Source organism: Zoogloea oleivorans (assembly GCF_008107625.1).
Classification (GTDB): Bacteria; Pseudomonadota; Gammaproteobacteria; order Burkholderiales; family Rhodocyclaceae; genus Zoogloea; species Zoogloea oleivorans.
Genome location: NZ_SDKK01000009.1, coordinates 179,145 through 198,859, shown reverse-complemented (window position 1 = coordinate 198,859; position 19,715 = coordinate 179,145). Strand labels below are relative to the sequence as shown.

The 19,715-nt window shown below is 64.9% G+C and carries 18 protein-coding genes; 8 read left to right on the top strand and 10 right to left on the bottom strand.

The window, feature by feature from the left end; translation table 11 throughout:
* From ETQ85_RS11515 to ETQ85_RS11485, 7 genes are all read right to left on the bottom strand, one after another.
* Window positions 1-890, bottom strand: an 890-nt coding sequence (locus ETQ85_RS11515; protein ID WP_187394680.1) for a TolC family protein, incomplete at its 3' end; no start/stop codon positions are given.
* On the bottom strand, window positions 887-1,594 hold the full coding sequence (locus ETQ85_RS11510; protein ID WP_148579197.1) for a TetR/AcrR family transcriptional regulator: 708 nt from the start codon (window positions 1,592-1,594) through the stop codon (window positions 887-889). The genes ETQ85_RS11510 and ETQ85_RS11515, both read right to left, overlap by 4 nt.
* 104 nt (window positions 1,595-1,698) lie before the next feature.
* Complete coding sequence (locus tag ETQ85_RS11505) at window positions 1,699-3,306, bottom strand: mechanosensitive ion channel family protein (RefSeq protein ID WP_187394679.1); 1,608 nt, start codon at window positions 3,304-3,306, stop codon at window positions 1,699-1,701.
* Window positions 3,307-3,461: 155 nt separating this feature from the next.
* Window positions 3,462-4,610: an NAD(P)/FAD-dependent oxidoreductase gene (locus tag ETQ85_RS11500; RefSeq protein WP_148579195.1), complete on the bottom strand. Its 1,149-nt coding sequence runs from the start codon at window positions 4,608-4,610 to the stop codon at window positions 3,462-3,464.
* A 7-nt stretch (window positions 4,611-4,617) separates the two neighbouring features.
* A complete protein-coding gene (locus ETQ85_RS11495; RefSeq protein ID WP_148579194.1) occupies window positions 4,618-4,782 on the bottom strand; it encodes a rubredoxin in 165 nt (54 codons plus the stop codon).
* Between the two features lie 41 nt (window positions 4,783-4,823).
* Complete coding sequence (locus tag ETQ85_RS11490; protein ID WP_148579193.1) at window positions 4,824-5,309, bottom strand: rubrerythrin family protein; 486 nt, start codon at window positions 5,307-5,309, stop codon at window positions 4,824-4,826.
* Between the two features lie 150 nt (window positions 5,310-5,459).
* A complete protein-coding gene (locus ETQ85_RS11485) occupies window positions 5,460-6,248 on the bottom strand; it encodes an exodeoxyribonuclease III (RefSeq protein WP_148579192.1) in 789 nt (262 codons plus the stop codon).
* 35 nt (window positions 6,249-6,283) lie between these two features.
* On the opposite strand from ETQ85_RS11485, the gene pyrE reads away from it, so the two are divergent.
* From pyrE to ETQ85_RS11465, 4 genes are all read left to right on the top strand, one after another.
* Window positions 6,284-6,931, top strand: a complete 648-nt coding sequence (gene pyrE / locus ETQ85_RS11480) for an orotate phosphoribosyltransferase (RefSeq protein ID WP_148579191.1) — start codon at window positions 6,284-6,286, stop codon at window positions 6,929-6,931.
* Window positions 6,932-6,935: 4 nt separating this feature from the next.
* The gene (locus ETQ85_RS11475) at window positions 6,936-7,571 is read left to right on the top strand and encodes a hypothetical protein (protein ID WP_148579190.1); all 636 of its coding nucleotides are present in this window, start codon (window positions 6,936-6,938) and stop codon (window positions 7,569-7,571) included.
* A gap of 431 nt (window positions 7,572-8,002) precedes the next feature.
* The gene (locus ETQ85_RS11470; protein ID WP_148579237.1) at window positions 8,003-8,644 is read left to right on the top strand and encodes an MBL fold metallo-hydrolase; all 642 of its coding nucleotides are present in this window, start codon (window positions 8,003-8,005) and stop codon (window positions 8,642-8,644) included.
* Window positions 8,645-8,730: 86 nt separating this feature from the next.
* Window positions 8,731-9,459, top strand: coding sequence for a response regulator transcription factor (locus tag ETQ85_RS11465; RefSeq protein WP_222862138.1), 729 nt, complete (start codon window positions 8,731-8,733; stop codon window positions 9,457-9,459).
* A gap of 42 nt (window positions 9,460-9,501) precedes the next feature.
* Here ETQ85_RS11465 and mscL read toward each other — a convergent pair whose 3' ends face one another.
* Window positions 9,502-9,924, bottom strand: a complete 423-nt coding sequence (gene mscL, locus ETQ85_RS11460) for a large conductance mechanosensitive channel protein MscL (protein ID WP_148579189.1) — start codon at window positions 9,922-9,924, stop codon at window positions 9,502-9,504.
* A 234-nt stretch (window positions 9,925-10,158) separates the two neighbouring features.
* Here mscL and ETQ85_RS11455 point away from each other — a divergent pair, with 234 nt between their 5' ends.
* From ETQ85_RS11455 to ETQ85_RS11440, 4 genes are all read left to right on the top strand, one after another.
* Entirely contained in the window at window positions 10,159-11,733 is a 1,575-nt protein-coding gene (locus ETQ85_RS11455) for a FecR family protein (protein ID WP_148579188.1), read from the top strand.
* Window positions 11,730-14,066: a CHASE2 domain-containing protein gene (locus tag ETQ85_RS11450; protein ID WP_148579187.1), complete on the top strand. Its 2,337-nt coding sequence runs from the start codon at window positions 11,730-11,732 to the stop codon at window positions 14,064-14,066. The genes ETQ85_RS11455 and ETQ85_RS11450 overlap by 4 nt, the downstream gene beginning before the upstream one ends.
* Before the next feature lie 47 nt (window positions 14,067-14,113).
* Entirely contained in the window at window positions 14,114-16,345 is a 2,232-nt protein-coding gene (locus ETQ85_RS11445) for an AsmA family protein (protein ID WP_148579186.1), read from the top strand.
* A 79-nt stretch (window positions 16,346-16,424) separates the two neighbouring features.
* A complete protein-coding gene (locus ETQ85_RS11440) occupies window positions 16,425-17,396 on the top strand; it encodes an NAD(P)H-dependent flavin oxidoreductase (RefSeq protein ID WP_148579185.1) in 972 nt (323 codons plus the stop codon).
* Between the two features lie 27 nt (window positions 17,397-17,423).
* On the opposite strand, the gene ETQ85_RS11435 is transcribed toward ETQ85_RS11440, so the two are convergent.
* A complete protein-coding gene (locus ETQ85_RS11435; protein WP_148579184.1) occupies window positions 17,424-18,620 on the bottom strand; it encodes a hypothetical protein in 1,197 nt (398 codons plus the stop codon).
* Complete coding sequence (locus ETQ85_RS11430; protein ID WP_148579183.1) at window positions 18,601-19,710, bottom strand: methanobactin export MATE transporter MbnM; 1,110 nt, start codon at window positions 19,708-19,710, stop codon at window positions 18,601-18,603. Before ETQ85_RS11430 ends, ETQ85_RS11435 begins: the two co-directional genes overlap by 20 nt.
* Window positions 19,711-19,715: the final 5 nt, after the last annotated feature.

The window sequence follows — 19,715 nt, the reverse complement described above, 5'->3', positions numbered from 1 at the left end:
GCGGCGGCAAGATCGCGCTCGGCGGCGGCCACGTCGGGGCGCTGGACGAGGAGTTGCGCCGGCAAGGCATCGACGACGAAGCGGGCGGGGCGAGGGAAGCGGCCGCTGGCGCTGGCGAGCTGGCGACGCAGGTCGGCTTCGTCGAAGGCTGTGAGGGCGACCAGGGCCTTGATCTGGCGATCGCGCTCGGCACGCAGTTCAGCGAGGGTGCTGGCCCCGTCGGCAGCACCGGCGGTGGCCAAGGCGACCTGCGCCGGGGCGCTGAAACCGGCCCGGCCGAGGGCGCTGGTGAGACGGGCGGTTTCGGCGCGCGAGGCGGCGTCGGCTTCGGCCTGGGCGACGCGGCGTTCCTGGTAGCGCAGCTGCAGGTAGGCGTTGGCGGTTTCGGCGGCCACCGAGACGCGGGCCTCGTGCCAGCGCGCCTGGGTGGCGGCGAGGCGGGCTTCGGCGCCTTCCTGGTCGCGGGCGATGCCGCCGAAGAGGTCGATCTCCCAGTTGGCCATCAGGCCGGCCTGGCGGGTGGTCTGGAAGGTGGTGGGGCTGCCGAAGGTGAAGGCGGCGCGCTTGGCGGCGAGGCTGGCGTCGAGGGTCGGCAGGCCGGCCACGCCGGCGCCAACGGCCATCGAGCGGGCCTGCACGATGCGGGCGCGGGCCTGGGCGAGGCTGGCGCTTTCACGCTGGGCGGCATCGATGAGGGTGCTGAGCAGCGGGTCGTCGAGCTGGCGCCACCAGTCGGTCAACGCGGCCAGATTGCCGCCGTGGGGCATCGGGGTTTGCCAGGCAGCGGGCGCCTTGACGATCGGCGCCTGGTAGTCGGGGCCGACCCGGGGCAACAAGGAGCAGGCGGGCAGGAGGATCAGCAGGGTCAGGGCAGGCAGGTTGCGTTTCATGACGGGCTTACCGTGGGTCGACGACGGCGCCGGCGGCTTTCGGCATCGATCATGCCTTCTGCGTAGGTGGCGAGGCGCTCGGCCAGGATGTCGATGGATTCGGGGGTGGCGACGAGTTCCGGTGAGACCTGGACCACCAGATCCTGGGTCACGAAGAAGTGAAAGGCCAGACCGAGGATGCCGTGCGCCAGGCGACGGGCGTCCGGGTCGGTGGCCGGCACCCCGAGGCCATAGGCCATAAGGTCGGCCAGGGCCACATACAGGGCGCTGATCTCTTCATCCACGGCCCGTTCAAGCACGCCGGTGGGCTCGGCGAGCTCGCGGAAATGCAGACGCATGATCAGGCGGATTTGCTCGCCCTGCTTGAGGGGCTGCAGGAATTTGCGGAAGAACCCGGCCAAAGCTTCGTCGGCAGACAACCCGCGCGCCATGAAGTCCGGCAGGCAACTGCGGGCCGTGACGACCTCGGGTATGGCAGAAGCATCGCAAAAGGATTCGCTGAAAACGGCCCGGTAGAGGCCGGGCTTGTCCCCGAAATAGTAGGTGATGGCCCCCAGATTGACGCCGGCGGTGTCGGCAATCATGCGGGTGGAAGTCTTCTGGTAGCCCTTTTCAGCGAACAGATGGAGGGCCGTGTAGAGGAGCCGCTGGCGGGCCTGGGCACCGTCGGAGCGAACTGGAATGTGGGGAAGGGGAACGTTCATGGAAAAGGCCTGCAGGCGGGGATGGAGATAATTCAGTCAATCGACTTATTTAGTTTAGTCGATTGACTGAATTGGGTCAAGACCAGGCTTCGGGCGGCCTGGCGTCAGCCCTCCCCGGGTGGTCTGGCCGGGGCGGCATGCCATTGGCTTTTCGGCACAAGTGCCGGGGAGTCCGGGTTGTCGATAAAGTGCGGCGACATAATCTGCACGCCGTGCTCGTTGAAGGTGTCGAGAATGTTCTGGTGAAGCCGGGACAGGATGTGCGGCATGCGCTCCGGCGTCTCGACCACGCACATGAGTTCGTAGCGGATGTAGAAATCCTCCAGCGCGGTTTGCAGCACGAAGGCGGGCGGCTGATCGACGATGCCCGGCGTGCGGGCAGCGGCGCCAAGCAGCATGGCGTGCACCTGGCGCCACGGCGTGTCGTAGCCGATGGTCAGCTGGGTGGACACCGTGGGCTTGCCGGTGACGCTGAAGTTGGTGACCTGCCCGTTGAGGATCTGGGCATTGGGTACGGTGATTTCGATGTTGCGGATGGTGCGCAGGCGAGTGACGAGCAGCGAGCTTTCGACCACCACACCGGTGGTCTCGCCGATCTTGACCACGTCGCCAACCTTGAAGGCACGCATGTAAGTGATCATGAAACCGGTGACAACGTTGGAAATCACGCCGCTGGAACCCAGCGAGAAGAGCACGCCAAGGAAGATCGACACGCCCTTGAAGGCGGCCGAATCGGAACCCGGGATGTAGGGGTAGGCGATCATCACTGCACCGACGACAAGTAGCAGGTTGATGATGCGGCGGGTGGGAATCGCCCATTCGGGGTAGAAGCCTTCGAAGTGGATGCGCCCGTCGGCAACCCGGTCGAAAATGAAGGCACTGCTGCGGGTCAGCCAGCGGGTGATGAGTACGATGATGGCAATCACCAGCAAGCCGGGAATGGCGGTCAGCACGCTGCTGCCCAAGTTGCCGAGGGGGCCGAGGACCAGATCCGAGAGCTGGGCGGCAAAGCGCCGCGTTTGCGGAAAATAGGACAGGGACAGGTCGATGGCGGCGTAGATCAGCAGCGCCAGCACCGTGACCCGGATGCCGTGGAGCAGAGCCAGTAGCGGTACGCGGATGTGATTGGCACGGACGAGGCTGAAGGTCTTGCGCTCCATGTCGGCGATGGTGGTGTCGGCGCGCTTCAAAATCGCCTCCCGCAGGCGGCGGTTGCCCCGCTCGAAGAGGATCAACAGGGCCAGCAGGGCGAGGAGGGTGCCGGCGGTTTTGGCAGCGCCAGTGAGAAGGGCTTCGTGGCTGTGAGTGGACTGGTAACGGGCGAGCGCTTCAAAGAAGGCTCTGGCGTGATCGGCCGCCAGCGCGGCACGAGGTTTGCCGGCGGCCTCGGCGTCGGCATCAAAGACCGACATCAGCACCTGCTCGCCGGCCATGATGTCGCTGGAGATATCGCTTTCCTCCACGCTGAGTGCGGGCAGGGGCATTTCAGCGGCGATTTCGGCGATTCGACGAGAAATGGTGCGGGCCCGGGCTTCGGCGGAGAACGCCTTGAAACCCTTGCTGATCTCGACGACTTCCTGATCGCCGAGCTGCACCACATGACGGGAGGGAGGCAGGGCGGTTTCGACTGCCTTCAGAGCCGGTTCAGCGCCACTGGCGACACCGGTGAAAAGTACAAAACCGAGGAAAAACGACAGGACGACTTGGGCCATGGACATTCCTTGGATGGGGGCTGCACCAAGAAATATACCGTAGCCGATGACATAATCGGCCTGTCCATGAACAGACAAAAAACACAGCAAAAAATGTCTGTGTACTGATTTTTTATGACTGTTTGCGGAGTGGAATTTTCAGTCTCGGGGATGGATCAGAGCTGAGCCGGGAGTTGCGGTGTCAGCGCCTGCTTGCGGGCCGTGGCGCTGCCGAGCAGGGCGAAACCCTTGAGGCTGGCATCGGTGGCCTTGAAGAGGGCTTCGAGGCCGTCTTCTGTCGTTTCGATCGTCCATTCGCCGGCCTGACCAGGCGCTGGCGGAGCGACTACCGTCGGGATCGCCGGCGTCTTCACCAGCACCGGCATGGGCGGGTAGCTCACGTCGGTGGGCGTGCCGCCGAGGGTTTTGGCGAGGGCCCGCACCTGCTGCATGATCGGCATGACGAAGGGCAGGCTGAGGCCTTCCACTTCGGCACAGTCGCCTACCGCAAAAATGTGCGGATCGCTGCTGGCGAGCTGACGATTGACCACCACGCCCCGATTCACCGCCAGCCCGGCAGACGCCGCGAGGCTGGTGCGGGCACGCAGGCCGACGGCCGACAGGACCAGATCGGTGTCAAGCAGGCTGCCGTCGTTGAGTTCAAGGCGGTAGCCGCTTGCGCCTTTATTCACCGTGCTGGCCGCAACGCCCAGGCGGAAAGTCGCCCCGGCGGCTTCCAGACGGGCACGGAAAAAGGCACCGGCCGCTTCCGGCAGCAGGCGCCCGAGGGGCCACGGGGCCGGGTCGAGCACCGTCGGGGCAATGCCGCGAGCGAGCAGGTCGTTGGCGAATTCGCAGCCGATCAGGCCGGCGCCGAGGATGGCGATGTGTTTGACGCCCTCAAGCCGGGCGCTGAAGCGGGCGAAGTCGTCCAGATCGTTCACCGACAGCACGTCGGCGGCAGCGTCGCCGGTGAGCGGCAAGCGGATCGGATCGGCGCCAAGAGCCAGCACGAGGTCACGATAGTCGAGGCTTTCGCCTCCATCCAGCGTCACCCGGCGGGCCGCCGGGTCGATGGCCTGCACCTGCCGGTGGGCCAGGATGCGGGCGTCCAGCTCTTCGGCCATTTTCTCGGCTGATTTCATCACCAGCGACTGGGCCGTCTTGCCGCCGGCCAGGGCGTTGGAGAGCATCGGTTTGGCGTAGAAGGGCGCCGCATCGCGGCTGACCAGCACGATGGGCGTGGTCTTGTCGAGCTTGCGGATCTCGCGGGCCAGGTTGTAGCCCGCGAGGCCGGTACCGAGGATGAGGATGGGGGCGGTCATGGAAGGCTCAGATCTCAATCATTTCGAAGTCGGACTTGGCCACGCCGCAGTCCGGGCAGGCCCAGTCTTCGGGGATGTCGGCCCAGCGGGTGCCGGGGGCGATGCCTTCGGCGGGAAGGCCGGCGGTTTCGTCGTAGATGAAGCCACATACGATGCACTGAAAGCTTTTCATGATGTTTTCCTTTATCCGGTTTGCTTGGCGGGTGAGTTCGTTCAGACGCTGATCTTGTCGAGGGCGGCCTGGTAGTGGGCGGCATGGCGCTCTTCGACCTTGGCAAGGGCAGCGAACCGCTTGGCGGCCTTTTCGAGCACGGCCTTGAACTGTTCGGCGTGTTCCTTCGATTCGGCGATCTGCTCGTCGATTTCCTTTACCGCAGCGTCATGACCCTCGGCGACCGCGGCGTGGCGGAAGGACGGATACATCTCGGTGTACTCGTGGGTTTCGCCTTCGATGGCGAACTGAAGGGCGCGGGCCGGGCTCATCCTGGCCTTCGGGTAGAGCAAGTCGAGGTGGCCGAAGGCGTGCATGACCTCCTGGTCGGCGGTCGCATCGAAGGCCTGGGCGGTTTCTTCGTCGCCCATCTCGCGGCAGATTTTGGCGAAATAGCGGTACTTGATGTGGGCCATCGATTCGCCGGCGAAGGCGGATTCGAGGTTCTGGATGGTGGCCGAGGCGGGATCGTGGAAGGGGTTTGCCATGATGTTTCTCCTTGAATGTGTGCAGTCGGATTCGATGGAGTTCATCGTACGGCCTGGATGATGATGTGTGAAATTGATTGATTAAAACAATATGATTGTCAAATACTATGATGAACCGACGACCTGTGAAGGCAGGTCGTCGGTCAGGTTTCAGTCGATAAAGGGCAGGTCGTAGTCGACGGTCAGCGGCGAGTGGTCACTGAAGCGCTCGTCCTTGTAGACAGCGGCGCGCAGGCTGCGGGCGGCGAGTTCCGGGGTGGCGAGCTGGTAGTCGAGACGCCAGCCGACATTCTTGGCCCAAGCCTGGCCGCGGTTGGACCACCAGGTGTAGCAGGCCTCGGTGGCCTCGGGATGGAGCCGGCGGTAGGCGTCCACCCAGCCCTGTTCGTCGAACAGGCGGGTCAGCCAGACGCGCTCCTCGGGCAGGAAGCCGGAGTTCTTCTGGTTGGACTTCCAGTTTTTCAGGTCGATTTCCTTGTGGGCGATGTTCCAGTCGCCGCACACCACCACATCCCGACCGCTGGCCCGCAGCGCGGCCATGCGCGGCAGGAAGAGTTCCATGAAGCGGAACTTGGCGGCCTGCCGCTCCTCTGAGCTGGAGCCTGACGGAAGGTACAGGGATATGACTGATAAATTTCCGAAGTCAGCCTGCAGATAACGCCCCTCAAGATCGAACTCTTCGTTGCCGATACCTTCGATAATGCGGTCCGGGCTTTTTCTGGCGTATATGCCCACTCCGCTGTAGCCTTTTTTGGCCGCGCAGTGAAAATAGCCCCTGAACTCGCCTGGATTGCGCATTTCCGGCGTCAGGTCCGGGATCTGGGCTTTCAGTTCCTGCAGACAAACGACATCGGCATTCTGCTTGTTGAGCCAGGAGAGGAAACCTTTCACGCTTGCGGAGCGGATGCCGTTGAGATTGGCGGTAACGACGCGTAACATTTTGTTTAATATGGATCGATTCTGTTGGGAGTACCGTGGATTTTAGCCGTGATTTCATCGCCCTTTCCTGCGATAAGGGCGTACTGAGGTTTGGAGAGTTCGTCACCAAGGCGGGCCGTCTCTCTCCCTATTTTTTCAACGCGGGCCTCTTCAACGATGGCGCGTCCTTCGGCACGCTGTGCGACTTTTATGCGCGCACGCTGCTTGCTGCCGATCTGCCCTGCGACATGCTCTTCGGCCCGGCCTACAAAGGCATTCCCCTCGTGGCTGGCACGTCCATGCGGCTGGCCGAACGGGGGCATAACCTGCCTTTCTGTTTCAACCGCAAGGAAGCCAAGGACCACGGCGAAGGCGGCACCCTGGTTGGCGCACCACTGGCCGGCCGGGTGGCGATTCTCGACGACGTGATCTCCGCCGGCACCTCGGTGCGCGAATCCGTCGAGATCATTCGGGCCCACGGCGCCACGCCGTCGGTGGTGGTGATCGCCCTCGACCGCATGGAACGCGGCACCGGCAGCCTGTCGGCGGTACAAGAGGTACGTGACACCTACGGGATTCCCGTGCTGGCCGTCGCCACCCTGAAGGATCTGATCGGCTACCTGGCCGACAGTCCGGCGCTACAGGCCAATCTGGATGCGGTTGAACGTTACCGCGAAGCCTACGGCGTCACGGGAATTGCCTGAAGCCATGCAACGCCTGGTTCTGTTCTGTGCGCTGTGGGCGGCTTTTCCGGTGGGGGCTCAGACGTCCTCGCGGGGGAGTGTCTTCTGCTGCGTGGATAACGGGCACCAGGTGTGTGGCGATGTACTGCCGCCCCAGTGTTTCGGCAAAAGCTATCGGGAAATGAGCCCCCAGGGTACGGTCCGCCGAGTAGTGGAAGCCCCGCCGACACCGGAACAACTGGCCCGGCGGGAAGCCGAGGAGCGTGCCCGCCGCGCCGAACTGACCCGCCAGCGGGCAGAAATGCGGCGCAACCAGTCGCTGCTGGAAACCTACTCCAGCGTGGCCGACATCGACGCCCGTCGCGATCGGGCCATCGAAGGCGTGGAGCTTGAACTCAAACAGGCCGAGGCCCGTCATGAGCAGCTCATGAAAAGGCGTGAGGCGCTCAATCGGGAGATCGAGTTCTACCAAAAGCGGGCCATGCCGACGACCCTCGCCGCCGCCGTGCGGGATATGGACAGCGAACTGTCGGCCCAGACTTCGGTCATCGAAGCCAAACGGCGCGACATCGAATCCATTCGCACCCGCTACGAGCAGGACCGCAGCCGTTACATCACCCTCACCGAATCCCGACCGCCGGGCTACGTCGCACCGCGCTGAGTTTGCCTGCCGCCTGCCGGGCCTCCCCTGGCACTTTTGTGTCCCCCACCCAAATACCGTTCTGTCCGAGAAAGAATCGTGCGCGGGCACCGCAATGCTCTCGCCATTTATTCAGCGACAATGAGGCTTTGAGGCTGGAAGGCCTTCCGGCATCTACTCATGGACATCTCCCGCCGGTGCCTGATGAGCCTGTCGGGCTTGCAGAATGAGTTTCTGACATTTGCATCATCCCAAATGGCTGTGGAATGAAAACAAGGGTGTCAGGCAGCACTCCCGGCCACTCGGGAGGCGACAGGGTTTGTGGTGACCGATTTGCTGCGTGATAAACTTTGCTGCATACAACGAGTCCGGATGTCGGTATTGAATAATTGGCAGCCAAGGCGTATTCAGTAGATCTCTTAATCAAGACCGGTCCGGCAGACTTTTCCATCATGCTTCGATACAAGATCGTTCCCGTCACCCCCTTTGAACAGAATTGCTCCGTGCTGTGGTGCGATGTGACCCGCAAGGCGGCTGTCGTCGACCCCGGCGGTGATGTGGACCGCATTGTCGCGGCAGTCCAGGAACTGGGCCTGACGGTGGAGAAAATCCTCCTCACCCACGGCCATATCGATCATGCCGGTGGCACTGCCGAGCTGGCCCGTCGGCTGACCATCCCGATCGAAGGGCCTGAGCACGAAGACAGCTTCTGGATCAATGCCCTGCCTGAGCAGAGCAAGATGTTCGGTTTTCCGCAGGTCGAGGCATTTACGCCCGATCGCTGGCTGCTCGATGGCGATACGGTCAGCGTGGGCAACGAAGCGCTCGATGTCATTCATTGCCCCGGGCATACGCCGGGACATGTCGTTTTTTTCAGCGCCGCGGCCCGGCTGGCAGCGGTGGGAGATGTTCTTTTCGCCGGTTCCATCGGACGCACCGATTTTCCGCGTGGCAACCATGCCGCGCTGATTAATTCGATTCGTCACAAGCTGTGGCCATTGGGCAATGATGTCGTTTTCATTCCCGGCCACGGACCGATGTCGAATTTTGGCGAGGAACGTGACAGCAATCCTTATGTGGGTGACCATGCATAAATGCCGTCCGGTTTTATTTTCAACTGGCGGGTGTGATGCACGGTCTTGAGTTGGCGTACTTAATTTCTCGATAAAGGTGGACCAGCGTGCGATTCGCTATTCTCGAAGACGATCCGGCCCAGATGGAAGTATTGACGGGCTGGCTGAGGGAAGCCGGGCACGACGTGCATGGCTTTGGACTGGCCCGTGAGCTGATGCGGGTTGCGAGCCGCGAAAGCTTTGATTTGTTCCTGGTGGACTGGGTATTGCCGGATCTGACCGGCGAACAGGTGTTGCGCTGGCTGCGAGTTGAGCGCGGCAACGAAACGCCGGCGATTTTCATTACTTCCCGGGATGCCGAAGAAGATATTGCCAATGCATTCAGCGCCGGAGCTGACGATTACCTGATCAAACCGCCGCGCCGCATCGAGCTGCTGTCGCGTATTGAGGCCGTACTGCGCCGGGCCCAGCCGAAAAACACCAGCCAGACGCTGACGGTGGCGCCCTATCATTTCGATCTGATCAAGAAAGAGCTCAGCATCGACGGGGTGGTGGTGGAGATGACCGACAAGGAATTCGAGCTGGCCGCCTTCCTGTTCCGCAACCTGGGCCGGCTGCTGTCCCGCGGACACCTGCTGGAAGCCGTCTGGGGACGCAACCCCGATCTGGCGACGCGGACCGTGGACACCCACATCAGCCGCGTGCGCAGCAAGCTCAACCTGCGTCCGGAAAACGGTTTCCGGCTGACGCCGACCTATAACTTCGGCTATCGGCTGGAGAAGATCGACCCGTCCGAGTCGCCCGCCCTCGGCGAAGCGGCGATGTCACCCGCCTGATGCCAACGGGGTTCCCGGCAAGGGAACCCCGTTCCTTCGCGCTTACTTCTTCAGCGCGTCGCGGATTTCCCGCAGCAGCTTCACGTCTTCAGGATCGGCCGGCGGCGCTTCCGGTGCCGGTGCCGGCTCGTCACGCTTGAGCTTGTTCATGGCCTTGATGGCCACGAAAATGGCCATCGCGACGATCAGGAAATCGATGACCGAATTGACGAACATGCCGTACTTGAAGAGCGGCGCGCCAGCTTTTTCGGCTGCATCCATGGTGTCGAAAACCTTGTCGCCAAGGTTGATGTACAGATGCTTGAAATCGACACCACCGAGAAGCTTGCCGATAACCGGCATGATCATGTCCTTGACGAGAGAATCGACGATTTTCTGGAAGGCACCACCGATAATGACGCCGACGGCCAGGTCGACGACGTTGCCCTTCATCGCAAATTCCTTGAACTCCTGGATAAGGCTCATGGAGAAACTCCTGTAAAAGTGGGAAAAGATTGGGGAAGGCACAAAGAAACACGATCTTCTCGCCTCTCTGATAAACCAGGAGGAACTCCCGGCGGATCACATGTGCCCTGCAAGACGGTCCAGCGCGTTATTTAACATGCAGGCCCGCATACAAGCGCGAGTTTGCGAAGTTTTGCACCCTTCGAGAAGCCTGAAACTACTATAGTTGCCCAATTCAATCGAAAGACCTTTTCCGTGGCGTGCTCCTCCTTCCGCATCCTGAGTGTAGTCCTTGGCCTGGCGGCCTGTTCCTGCAGCATCGCCGCGGATCTGGAGGTCATTTACACAACCCGTGCCGGCGACACCCTGATCGGCCTGGAGAAACAGTTCCTCGCCAGTCCCTTCGGCTGGAAAGGCCTCCGGACCCACAACCGGATCGGCAGTCCGATGCGCATGCCGGTGGGCACCCCCTTGCGGATCCCCGAAAGCTGGCTGCGCGTCGAGCCCCGGACAGCCCGGGTAGTGGCCCTGCAGGGTGAAGTGACACTGGACGGACGCCCCCTGGTGGTCGACGCCAAAGTCCCCGCCGGCTCGGTGCTGCGCACCAGCGGGGAGGCCTTTGTGACCCTCGTCATGCCGGATGAATCCCGGCTGACCGTTCAGCCGGGCAGCGAGGCGCGTCTCGACAAGGTGCAGGGCTTCCGCGGCTTTACCGGCCAGAACACCCAGATTCACCTCGAACGGGGCCGTGTCGAGACAAGCGTGGCGGCCCAGCGCGGCCCGGCTGCGCGTTACCAGATCCGCACCCCGACGACCCTCATTGGCGTGCGGGGCACCGCATTCCGGGTCGGTTCGGATGCCGTCTCACAGGCGGCCCAGGCCGAAGTAACCGGTGGCGAGATACGCATGAGCGGCGCCAGTGGCGAAGCAACGGCCCTGCCGGCCGGCTACGGGCTGATCGCCCGGCCCGGCGAAGCCATTCCGGCCCCCCGCGTCCTGCTGCCGGCCCCGCTGATCAAGGATGTACCGACGCGCTTCGAACGGGTTGAACTGCATCTTGCCTTCCCGTCGGTGGCCAAGGCGGTGGCCTATCGGGTTCAGGTCGCCCGCGACGAACACTTCACCGATGTGCTGATGACCGGTGTTTACCCAACCGCATCGGCCCGTTTTTCAGGTCTGCCCGATGGCCGCTACTGGCTGCGCGTGCGGGGCATTGACGAGGCAGGGCTGGAAGGCTTCGATGCCAGCCATGCTTTCACGCTCAACGCCCGTCCCGAACCTCCGGTGGCGCGTGCAACCGGCAACGGCACCCTGGCCTGGAATCCGGCCGCCGAGGCCACCGCTTACCGCTTGCAAGTTGCCCACGACACGGCCTTCACGACACTGGTGGCAGAGCGCGACACCGACGCCCTCACACTCGATCCGGCCCTGCCGGCCGGCGATTACCAGTGGCGCATCGCCAGCCGCCGCGCCAATGGCGAACGCGGCCCGTGGAGCGATGCCCATGAGCTGAACATCCGCAAAATGCCGGGTGCCGCGAGCCTGACCGTCTATAACGACCGGGCACGCTTTGCCTGGCCCGGCGAACCCGGCCACATCTACGACTTCCAGCTGGCGCGGGACAAGGCCTTCACTGACCTGCTGGCCGAACAGCGCATCGGCGAACCGGCCGTCACCGTACCGCTTCCGCCAGCCGGGAGCTATTACGTTCGCGTAAGGGCAACAAATCCGGACGGCCTCGCCGGTCCCTGGTCGGGGATCCAGACGCTCCGCTCAACCTTCTTCCTGCCCGCGTGGTCCTTGTCCTCGCCCGCCGCAACGAGTCCGTGAAATCGCTTTCCGCCACCGTCCGCCGTCCCACCTTTGAATGGTTCGCGGTAACGCTCCTGTGTTCGCTGTTTTCCGTGCTGGCTGCCACGGAGGGCTGGCTGTGGCGGATAGACCAGACCATTTACGACGCCGTGCTGTCATCGTGGACCCGGCCACCGAGCGAAGACGTGGTGATCATCGCCATCGACGATGCCAGCCTGGCGAGCATCGGTCGCTGGCCCTGGTCGCGCCGGATCCACGCCGCGCTGCTCGATCGGGCCCGGGAGGTCGATGCGGCGGCGGTAGTCATAGACATCCTGCTCGATGCCCCGAGCCGGGACGATCCGGAGGCCGATGCGGCCCTGGCCCAGGCCATGCGCGCCTACGGCCGGGTCGTTCTGCCCCTGACCCAGGCCACCACCGGCTCAACCCTCACCGGCGAAGTGCTGCCACTGGAAGCCTTTACCGACGCAGCCATCGCGCTCGGCCACGGCCAGGTCGAGTTCGATCCTGACGGCATCGCGCGCAGCGTCTATCTGTGGGAAGGTTTCGGCGCGGCCCGTCACCCCCAGCTGGCCCTGGCCCTGCTCCAGAAAGTGGCGCCCGACGCGGCCCGACGCTATCCGGCCCCGCCCATCGGCGAAGGCCTGGACCACCAGCAGTGGCAGCGCGCCGACTGGCTGCGCATGCCCTTTTCCGGCCCACCGGGCACCTACACCCACTATTCCTACCGCGCCGTCCTCAACGGCGAAGTGCCGCCCGACGCCCTGCGCGGCAAGATCCTGCTGATCGGCGCGACCGCCGCCGGCATGGCCGACGCGGTGCCCACGCCCACCTCCGGACTGTCGCGACCGATGCCGGGTGTGGAGGTGCAGGCCAACGTCTTCGACGCCTTGCGCCGTGGCGTGGCGGTGATGCCGCTGTCACCATGGGTATCGGCGGCCATTGCCGCCACCCTGGTAGTCGGGCTGATGCTGTCGCTGCTGTATGCCTCGCCGCGCACCGGCCTGATGGCGTCGTTTGTGCTCGGCGGGCTGGCCTTGCTGCTGGCAGCGCTCGGGCTGCATCTGGGCGGCTGGTGGTTCGGCCCGGCCCCGGCGGTGCTCGGCTGCACACTGGCTTACCCCCTGTGGAGCTGGCGGCGTCTCGAATCCGCGCACCGCTACCTGGATGCCGAGCTGATCGCCCTCGAACGGGAAGGCACCCCCCTCGGACTGCCGGCTGACTATTCTGGTCGTTCCGCCGCCGACCCGCTGGAGCAGCGCATCCGCATCGTCCGTCAGGCAGCCCAGCACCAGCGGGATGTGCGCCGTTTCATCGCCGATACGCTGGAGCATCTCCCCATCGGGGTGGTCGTGATCGACCAGATGGACCGGGTCATCCTCCACAACGAACGCGCTCGCCACCTGCTGCGGGCCTTCCGCAGCGACTCCCTGCTGGTGGCCCTGCGCGAGCTGCCATGGCCCGGCTACCTGCCCATGCGCGACGGCTTGCCCGATCTGAGCGGTTTTTCGGGCACCCGCCAGTTCGAACTGTCACCCGACAAGAAACGCCACCTGCTGGTGTCGGTGGCCGACCTGTTCTCCGAGTCGAGCGGTCGCCCCGGACGGGTCATCGGCCTCGCCGACGTCACCGCCATGCACGAAGCCCAGCGCAGTCGCGAAGACACCATGCACTTTCTGTCCCACGATCTGCGCGCGCCACTGGCCTCCATCCTGACCCTGATCGAGGGCTACAAGGGCGATCCGGCCATGCAACTGGAACAGGTCCCGCGTATCGCCCGCTACGCCCGCTCGGCCCTCGACCTGGCCGATGGTCTGTTCCGCCTGGTACGCGCCGAGGGCTCCGACCCGAAGGACTTCGTCGAGCTGGACCTGGCCGGTCTGGTCGATTCCGCCGCCGACGAGGTGTGGCCCCAGGCCCACGCGCGCGGCATCCGCGTCGAGGTGGACACCCGCGATGCGGAGCGGGAAGAGGCCATCGTACGCGGCGATTTCTCGCTGCTGCGCCGGGCCGTGATCAACCTGCTCACCAATGCCATCAAGTACGGCGCCGCCAACAGCAGGGTGTCGGTGAGCCTGTCCGCCGAGGGCACCGACTGGGTCATCCGCGTCCGCGACCAGGGCGAGGGGATGGCCGCCGACGCACTGCCGCGGCTCTTCAAGCGCTTCAGCCGCATCGTGGAAGAAGGGCGTGACCGCCCCACCGGCGTCGGCCTCGGACTGGTCATCGTGAAAACCGTGGCGGAACGTCACGGTGGCAGCGTCACCGTGGAAAGCGAAATCGGCCAGGGCAGCATGTTCGAACTGCGCCTCCCGCTGCGCCTCCAGACGGCACCGTCGGTGGCAGTCTGAGGCGTCCGGGTTACTATCGGGGCGACGGGACTGTGGGCTATCCGGACATGCGTTTCAAATACCTGAAGTATCTCGCCTTCGTACTGGGCGGCCTGAGCACGGTGATCGCCACCGGGGCCCTGTATCTCTACGCAACCTTCGACGGCGCCCGGCTGGCCGCCGAGCTGACCCATTTCGCCAAGCAGCGCTACCAGCGCGTGCTGAAATTCGACGGCCCGCTGGAACTCTCCATGTTCCCGCGCCTGGCGCTGCGCCTGCCGGCCTCGTCCCTGTCTGCAAAAAACGGCGAAGGCGAATTCATCGGCGTCGAACGGGCCACCGTCAGCGTACACCTGCTGCCGCTGCTGGCCCGCCAGGTGGTGGTGGACCAGATTGAAGTCGACGGCCTGCGCATGGCCCTGCAACGCGGCAAGGACGGCAAGGTGAGCGGCGCGGATCTGTTCGCCGGCACCGATGACAACCAGCCCATCACCCTCGACGTGACCCGTCTGGCGGTGCATCGCGGGGCACTGAGCTGGGCGGATGAACTCACCGGTCGCAAGCTGGCACTGGCCGAGCTGAACCTGAACACCGGCCAGCTGGGCCGCCAGGCCGACGGGCAGCTCGACCTAGACGCCCGCCTGACCCAGGCCGCGCCGGCCGTCGATGCGCATGTGCAGTTGCACGGCGCCTACCGCATCGACGTCGATGGCAACACCCAGCAGGCTCGGGATGTACAACTCACCGTCCAGGGCGATCTCGTCGGGCAAAAGGGCGTGGAGCTGGAAGCCACCCTGGAAGAGCTGCAGCTCACCACCGACGCCCCACCGCGTCTTGCCGGAATCGGCATCATCGCCCGGGGCAAGGCCGACGGGGAGGCGGTGGAACTCAAGGCCACCGCACCACACCTCACCCTGTCGGCCTCGGGCCCCGAGGCCGACGCCATCGAGGCGACCCTGCGGGTGGACGGCAAGCGCCGCAATGGCGCCCTGCACACCCGCCTGGCCGGCCTGCACGGGAATGGCAGCCGGCTGGACATCGACAAGCTCACCGCCGATGTGGACTGGCGTCTGGCCAGCGGCCGCCTCACCGGCAGTCTGGTCAGCGCGGCAAGCTGGCAGGGCGGCCCCCGGCTACTCGACGCCCCGGCGCTGAGCGGCCAGTTGAACTACACGCCGTCCCGCGCCGGGGCCACACCGCTGAAGATCGCCGTGCACGCCAGCGCCCGGGCCGACCTCAACCGCAACAGCATCGCCGGCAAGCTCGATCTGCAGGGCGAGGGCAGCCATATTCAGGGCAGCTGGAGCCTGCCGCGCCTGTCGCCGCTGACGCTGGGTTTCGATGTGGATGTGGATCGTTTCAAGTTCGACGCCGACCCGGGCGATGCAACGGGTAAAAAGGGCAGCGGCGCAGCGGCCAGCCAGGTCGACTTTTCGGCCCTGCGCGGCTACGAAGTCGACGGCGTGGTCCGCATCGGCAGCCTGCAGGCCGGGGGCCTGAACCTGGAACGGGTGCGCATTCCACTCAATCTGCACGGGGGACGGCTGGTGTCCACCGCACACAGTGCCAGCCTGTACGGTGGCAGCGTGGAAGGCAGCCTCACCCTGGCGGCGGAGGGCAACAAGCTGGCCTATCGGGCTTACCTGCAAAACGCCAACGCCGCCCCCTTGCTGCGGGATGCCATCGGCAAGGCGCAGTTTGCCGGCACCGCCAATCTATTCGTCGATGTGACAAGCGCGGGTGCGACGACGACGGAACTACGGGCTGGCCTGCAGGGGCTGGCCCGCCTGCGTTTCCGGAACGGCGTGGTGCATGGCATCGACATCAGCGCGGCAATGAAGGAATGGCGCAGCCTGATTCCGGGGCGCCAGACTGCCCGGCGGCCCCATCGGGAGGCCGAAACCACTACCTTCGACGAAGTGACGGCAAGCTTTCAGATCGGCAAGGGCATCGCCCGCAACAGCGACCTGCAGGCGAAGAGCGGCGTGTTCCGCGTCACCGGAGCAGGAGACATCGACCTTGTCGAAAGCCGGATCGACTACCTCTCGCGGGTCACCCTGCTGGTGGTGCCAGTGGGGCCGGACAACGGCCTGCTGGCCAGCCTGCGGGGCATTACCGTACCGATCCGCGTCAAGGGGCCGCTGGCGGCGCCGGAATGGCATCTCGAAGCAGCGCTGCCCACGGTGAGCGGTGCGGTCAGTGCCGGGCGCGCGGTAGTGCGCAGCGTCGTCAAGACGATCCCCAAAATCATGCCCAGGCTAACGCCCAAGCCCAAGCCGGCACCGGAGGCCGTCGAGTAAGCGGCCATTCGGTCTCCCGGGCCAGGCGTGCTAGATTTCCTGCCGCAGCACCCAAACCAAAAATATTCCAGGAGACAGCATGACCCTACCCGATGCCTTCCGCGGCGCGATGCGCCTGCCGGCCATTGCCGCCCCGATGTTCCTCGTATCCGGCCCCGAACTGGTCATCGAAACCAGCAAGGCCGGCGTGGCCGGCACCTTCCCGGCCCTCAACGCACGCACCGCCGAACAGCTCGACGGCTGGCTCGGCGAAATCAGCACCGCCCTGGCCGCAGCGAAGGCCGCCGATCCTGCGGCACCGATTTCGCCCTACGGCATCAACCTGATCCTCCACGCCTCCAACCCGCGGATGGAAAGCGATCTGGCGCTGATCTGCAAGCACAAGGTGCCGTTCGTGATCACCAGCCTCGGCCATCCGGGCGAGGTGGTGAAGGCCGTGCATGCTTACGGCGGGCTGGTGTTTTCGGACGTGATCCACGCCTACCACGCGAAGAAGGCCATCGCCGCTGGCGTGGATGGCGTCATCGCCGTGGCCAGTGGTGCCGGCGGCCATGCGGGCACCCAGAGCGCTTTCAGCCTGGTGCGCGAGATTCGCGAATTCTGGGACGGCACGCTGATTCTCGGCGGCGCCATTTCCGACGGTTACGCGGTACGCGCGGCCGAAGTCCTGGGGGCCGACTTCGCCTACATGGGCACCCGTTTCATCGCCACCCACGAGTCCTATGCCAAGGAGGGCTACAAGCAGATGGTGATGGCGTCGAATGCCGGCGACGTGGTCTACACCGACGCCATTTCCGGCACCAACGCCAACTTCCTGTGGCCCAGCCTGGAAAAGCTCGGCCACCAGCGTGACGAACTGGTGCAGGGTGTTGGCAAGGGCAAACTGAAGGGCCTGGCCGACGAGGCCCGGGCCTGGCGCGACGTGTGGAGTGCCGGCCACGGCGTGGCGACCATCCACGACGCGCCGCCGGTGCGCGAACTGTGCGATCGCCTGGCCGAAGAATATCGGGCCGCCTGCGCCATCCCGCCGAGCCCGGCCATAACGGGCTGAAAATGCGCTGTCGGATGGAAGTCCGACCTACAGCAATCTCCGGGCGAACAGGAACTGGTAGCGCAGCAGGTAGACCGTGTTTGATGTCGCCTCACTGCGTTCCCGGTGCCATTCGGCGGCCAGCCGGTGTCCTCCGGCCGGCCGCCACTGGACGACGGCGCCAAGGCTCCCGAGGGCACGATCCGAGGCGGCGATGCCCGACTGGGCTGCCACCAGCCCCGCATTGGCCCCGGCAAGATCGTGGCTGACCACCGTGCGTTCCGCCCGGCCAATAACTTCCCAGCCAGGCGCAAAACGCCACCCCACATTGAGCCAGCCGCCGTTCAGCTTGCCGCTGTAATCCGGTGCGCCATTGATGCTGTCGAGGCGCCCGTCCTCCCGTTTGAACCACCATTCCGCTCCCAGCCACAGGGGGCTGCCGGCGGGCGTCCAGCGGGCCGCGAGGCTCAGAAGCCGGGCGGTGCCAAAGAAGCACACCCGGTCCGTAGTGATGCGGGTGCAGCTGGGCACGCTATGGGTATGGCCGGCGTTGCCTGTGGTGACAAGGGCCCGCCCATCCGCATTCACGTTGGCGTAACCAGCCTCCAGTTGGAGGGTGTCGTTTTTCCAGCCGCCCCGCGCGGTGAGCAGTTTGAGGCCGCCTGCATCCGCCCCCGGAAAACCCTGGTTACGCCACGCACCGACGCCGGCCGACCAGCCGGCCGGCAACTGCCAGTTCAGACTGAAGCCGTCGGCCCGCCAGGATTCATTGATGACACCACGCAGGGCCAGCGGAGCGATGCCGAAATCCCGGGCATGCATGTGAATGGGGTTGAGCAGGCCGAGGGGTAGCAACTGACGGCCGGCACGCAGGGCCAGTTGCTGGTTGTGGCCCGTTTCGGTACGGCCATCGAGCCAGGCCTCCTCGGTTTCGTTGCGTGCATCCTGGCCGCCGTGATGAGCAACTTTCAGGAAGCCCCGCAGCTGCTCGGTGAAGCGGGCGCGCAGGGCGATTTCAGCGTAGTCGAGCCCGTCACGCCGCTCGTCAGCCCGCGGGCTGCCGGCTTCGAGCACACCGGGCAGGCGGGCGACGGGGTAGCGATCGTCAGCATGCAGAGACATCAGGCCGACGCCACCCGAGACGGCCAGGCGATCTTCGTCAGGTGCACCTGCATCGTGAGCGGCGGCGTTGCCGACGAGGGCCAGCATGAGGAGGCCGGCGAGCCTATTTGAACGGATTGGCATAGCGCGGGCTGGTGAGGAGTTCTTCATCGGTGAGGGTTTCCAGGAAGGCGATGAGGTCGGCCTTGTCCTGATCGTCCAGGTGGATGCGGTCGATCCGCGGGTCCTTGAGGGGGCTGCGCTGGCCGTGCGCGGCGTAGTGGTCGAGGACTGCCGCAAGCGTGGAAATGCTGCCGTCGTGCATGTAGGGCGCGGTGACGGCCACGTTGCGCAGGCTCTGGGTGCGGAAGGCGCCCATGTCGGCGGCCTTGCCGGACAGCTCCAGGATGCCCCGGTTGGGTTCCGGGTAAGCCCCCTTGCCATCGATGTTGTAGAGGCCGTTGTTGTGGAAGGGCGTCCTGACGACGCTTGTCGTCACATCGGCGTACTGGTCGCTGAAGGTCGGCCCGCTGTGGCAGCTGGCGCACTGGGCCTGCTCCGAGAAGAACAGCGCCCGGCCGCGCGCTTCGCTCGCGGTCAGAACTGCTGTTCCGGCGAGGTACTGGTCGTAGCGGGAATTCACCGACACCACGCCCCGCTGGAAGGTGGCGATGGCCTGGATCAGGTGGGCGAAACTGATTGCCTCGGCCCCCGGGCCAAAGACCCGGGCAAAGCGGGCCCGGTAGTCGGGATCGCCCCTGAAACGCTGGAGTACGAGGTCCCGCTTGCTGTCGTCGATACCCAGCTCTACCGGGTTCTCGCCGAACATCGGGACGAGCATGTGGCGTTCGAGATCGAGGATCGAATAGTTGGCCCAGGTCAGGGTAGGGTTCCAGGCGCTGTTGGCGATGCTGGGGGCGTTGCGAGCGGTTTCTTCGCCGGTGGAGCCGGTGGATACGACCTTGCCGTCGGTGAAGGCGAGGTTCTGGAAGTGACAGGAGGCACAGGCCTGGGTGCCGTTTCCGGACAGGCGATTGTCATAGAAGAGGCGTCGGCCGAGCTGGAGCTTCGCCTCCGACATGGGATTGTCGGCCGGGATGCGGGGCGCCTTGAAATGGGCGGGCAGCTTCCAGTGCCACGAGGCCGCGGTGGGCTGGAGTTGATGCTGGGTGACGAGTCCGCCAAACACGCTGGCAAGGAGCGCGGCGCTGGCGACAAGGGGGGCGTGACGCATGGGCT

Coding starts and splice junctions, on each gene's coding strand:
- ETQ85_RS11510 (WP_148579197.1), bottom strand. CDS start 1,594: ATGAACGTTCCCCTTCCCCACATTCCAGTTCGCTCCGACGGTGCCCAG.
- ETQ85_RS11505 (WP_187394679.1), bottom strand. CDS start 3,306: ATGGCCCAAGTCGTCCTGTCGTTTTTCCTCGGTTTTGTACTTTTCACC.
- ETQ85_RS11500 (WP_148579195.1), bottom strand. CDS start 4,610: ATGACCGCCCCCATCCTCATCCTCGGTACCGGCCTCGCGGGCTACAAC.
- ETQ85_RS11495 (WP_148579194.1), bottom strand. CDS start 4,782: ATGAAAAGCTTTCAGTGCATCGTATGTGGCTTCATCTACGACGAAACC.
- ETQ85_RS11490 (WP_148579193.1), bottom strand. CDS start 5,309: ATGGCAAACCCCTTCCACGATCCCGCCTCGGCCACCATCCAGAACCTC.
- ETQ85_RS11485 (WP_148579192.1), bottom strand. CDS start 6,248: ATGTTACGCGTCGTTACCGCCAATCTCAACGGCATCCGCTCCGCAAGC.
- ETQ85_RS11475 (WP_148579190.1), top strand. CDS start 6,936: ATGCAACGCCTGGTTCTGTTCTGTGCGCTGTGGGCGGCTTTTCCGGTG.
- ETQ85_RS11470 (WP_148579237.1), top strand. CDS start 8,003: ATGCTTCGATACAAGATCGTTCCCGTCACCCCCTTTGAACAGAATTGC.
- mscL (WP_148579189.1), bottom strand. CDS start 9,924: ATGAGCCTTATCCAGGAGTTCAAGGAATTTGCGATGAAGGGCAACGTC.
- ETQ85_RS11445 (WP_148579186.1), top strand. CDS start 14,114: ATGCGTTTCAAATACCTGAAGTATCTCGCCTTCGTACTGGGCGGCCTG.
- ETQ85_RS11440 (WP_148579185.1), top strand. CDS start 16,425: ATGACCCTACCCGATGCCTTCCGCGGCGCGATGCGCCTGCCGGCCATT.
- ETQ85_RS11435 (WP_148579184.1), bottom strand. CDS start 18,620: ATGCCAATCCGTTCAAATAGGCTCGCCGGCCTCCTCATGCTGGCCCTC.
- ETQ85_RS11430 (WP_148579183.1), bottom strand. CDS start 19,710: ATGCGTCACGCCCCCCTTGTCGCCAGCGCCGCGCTCCTTGCCAGCGTG.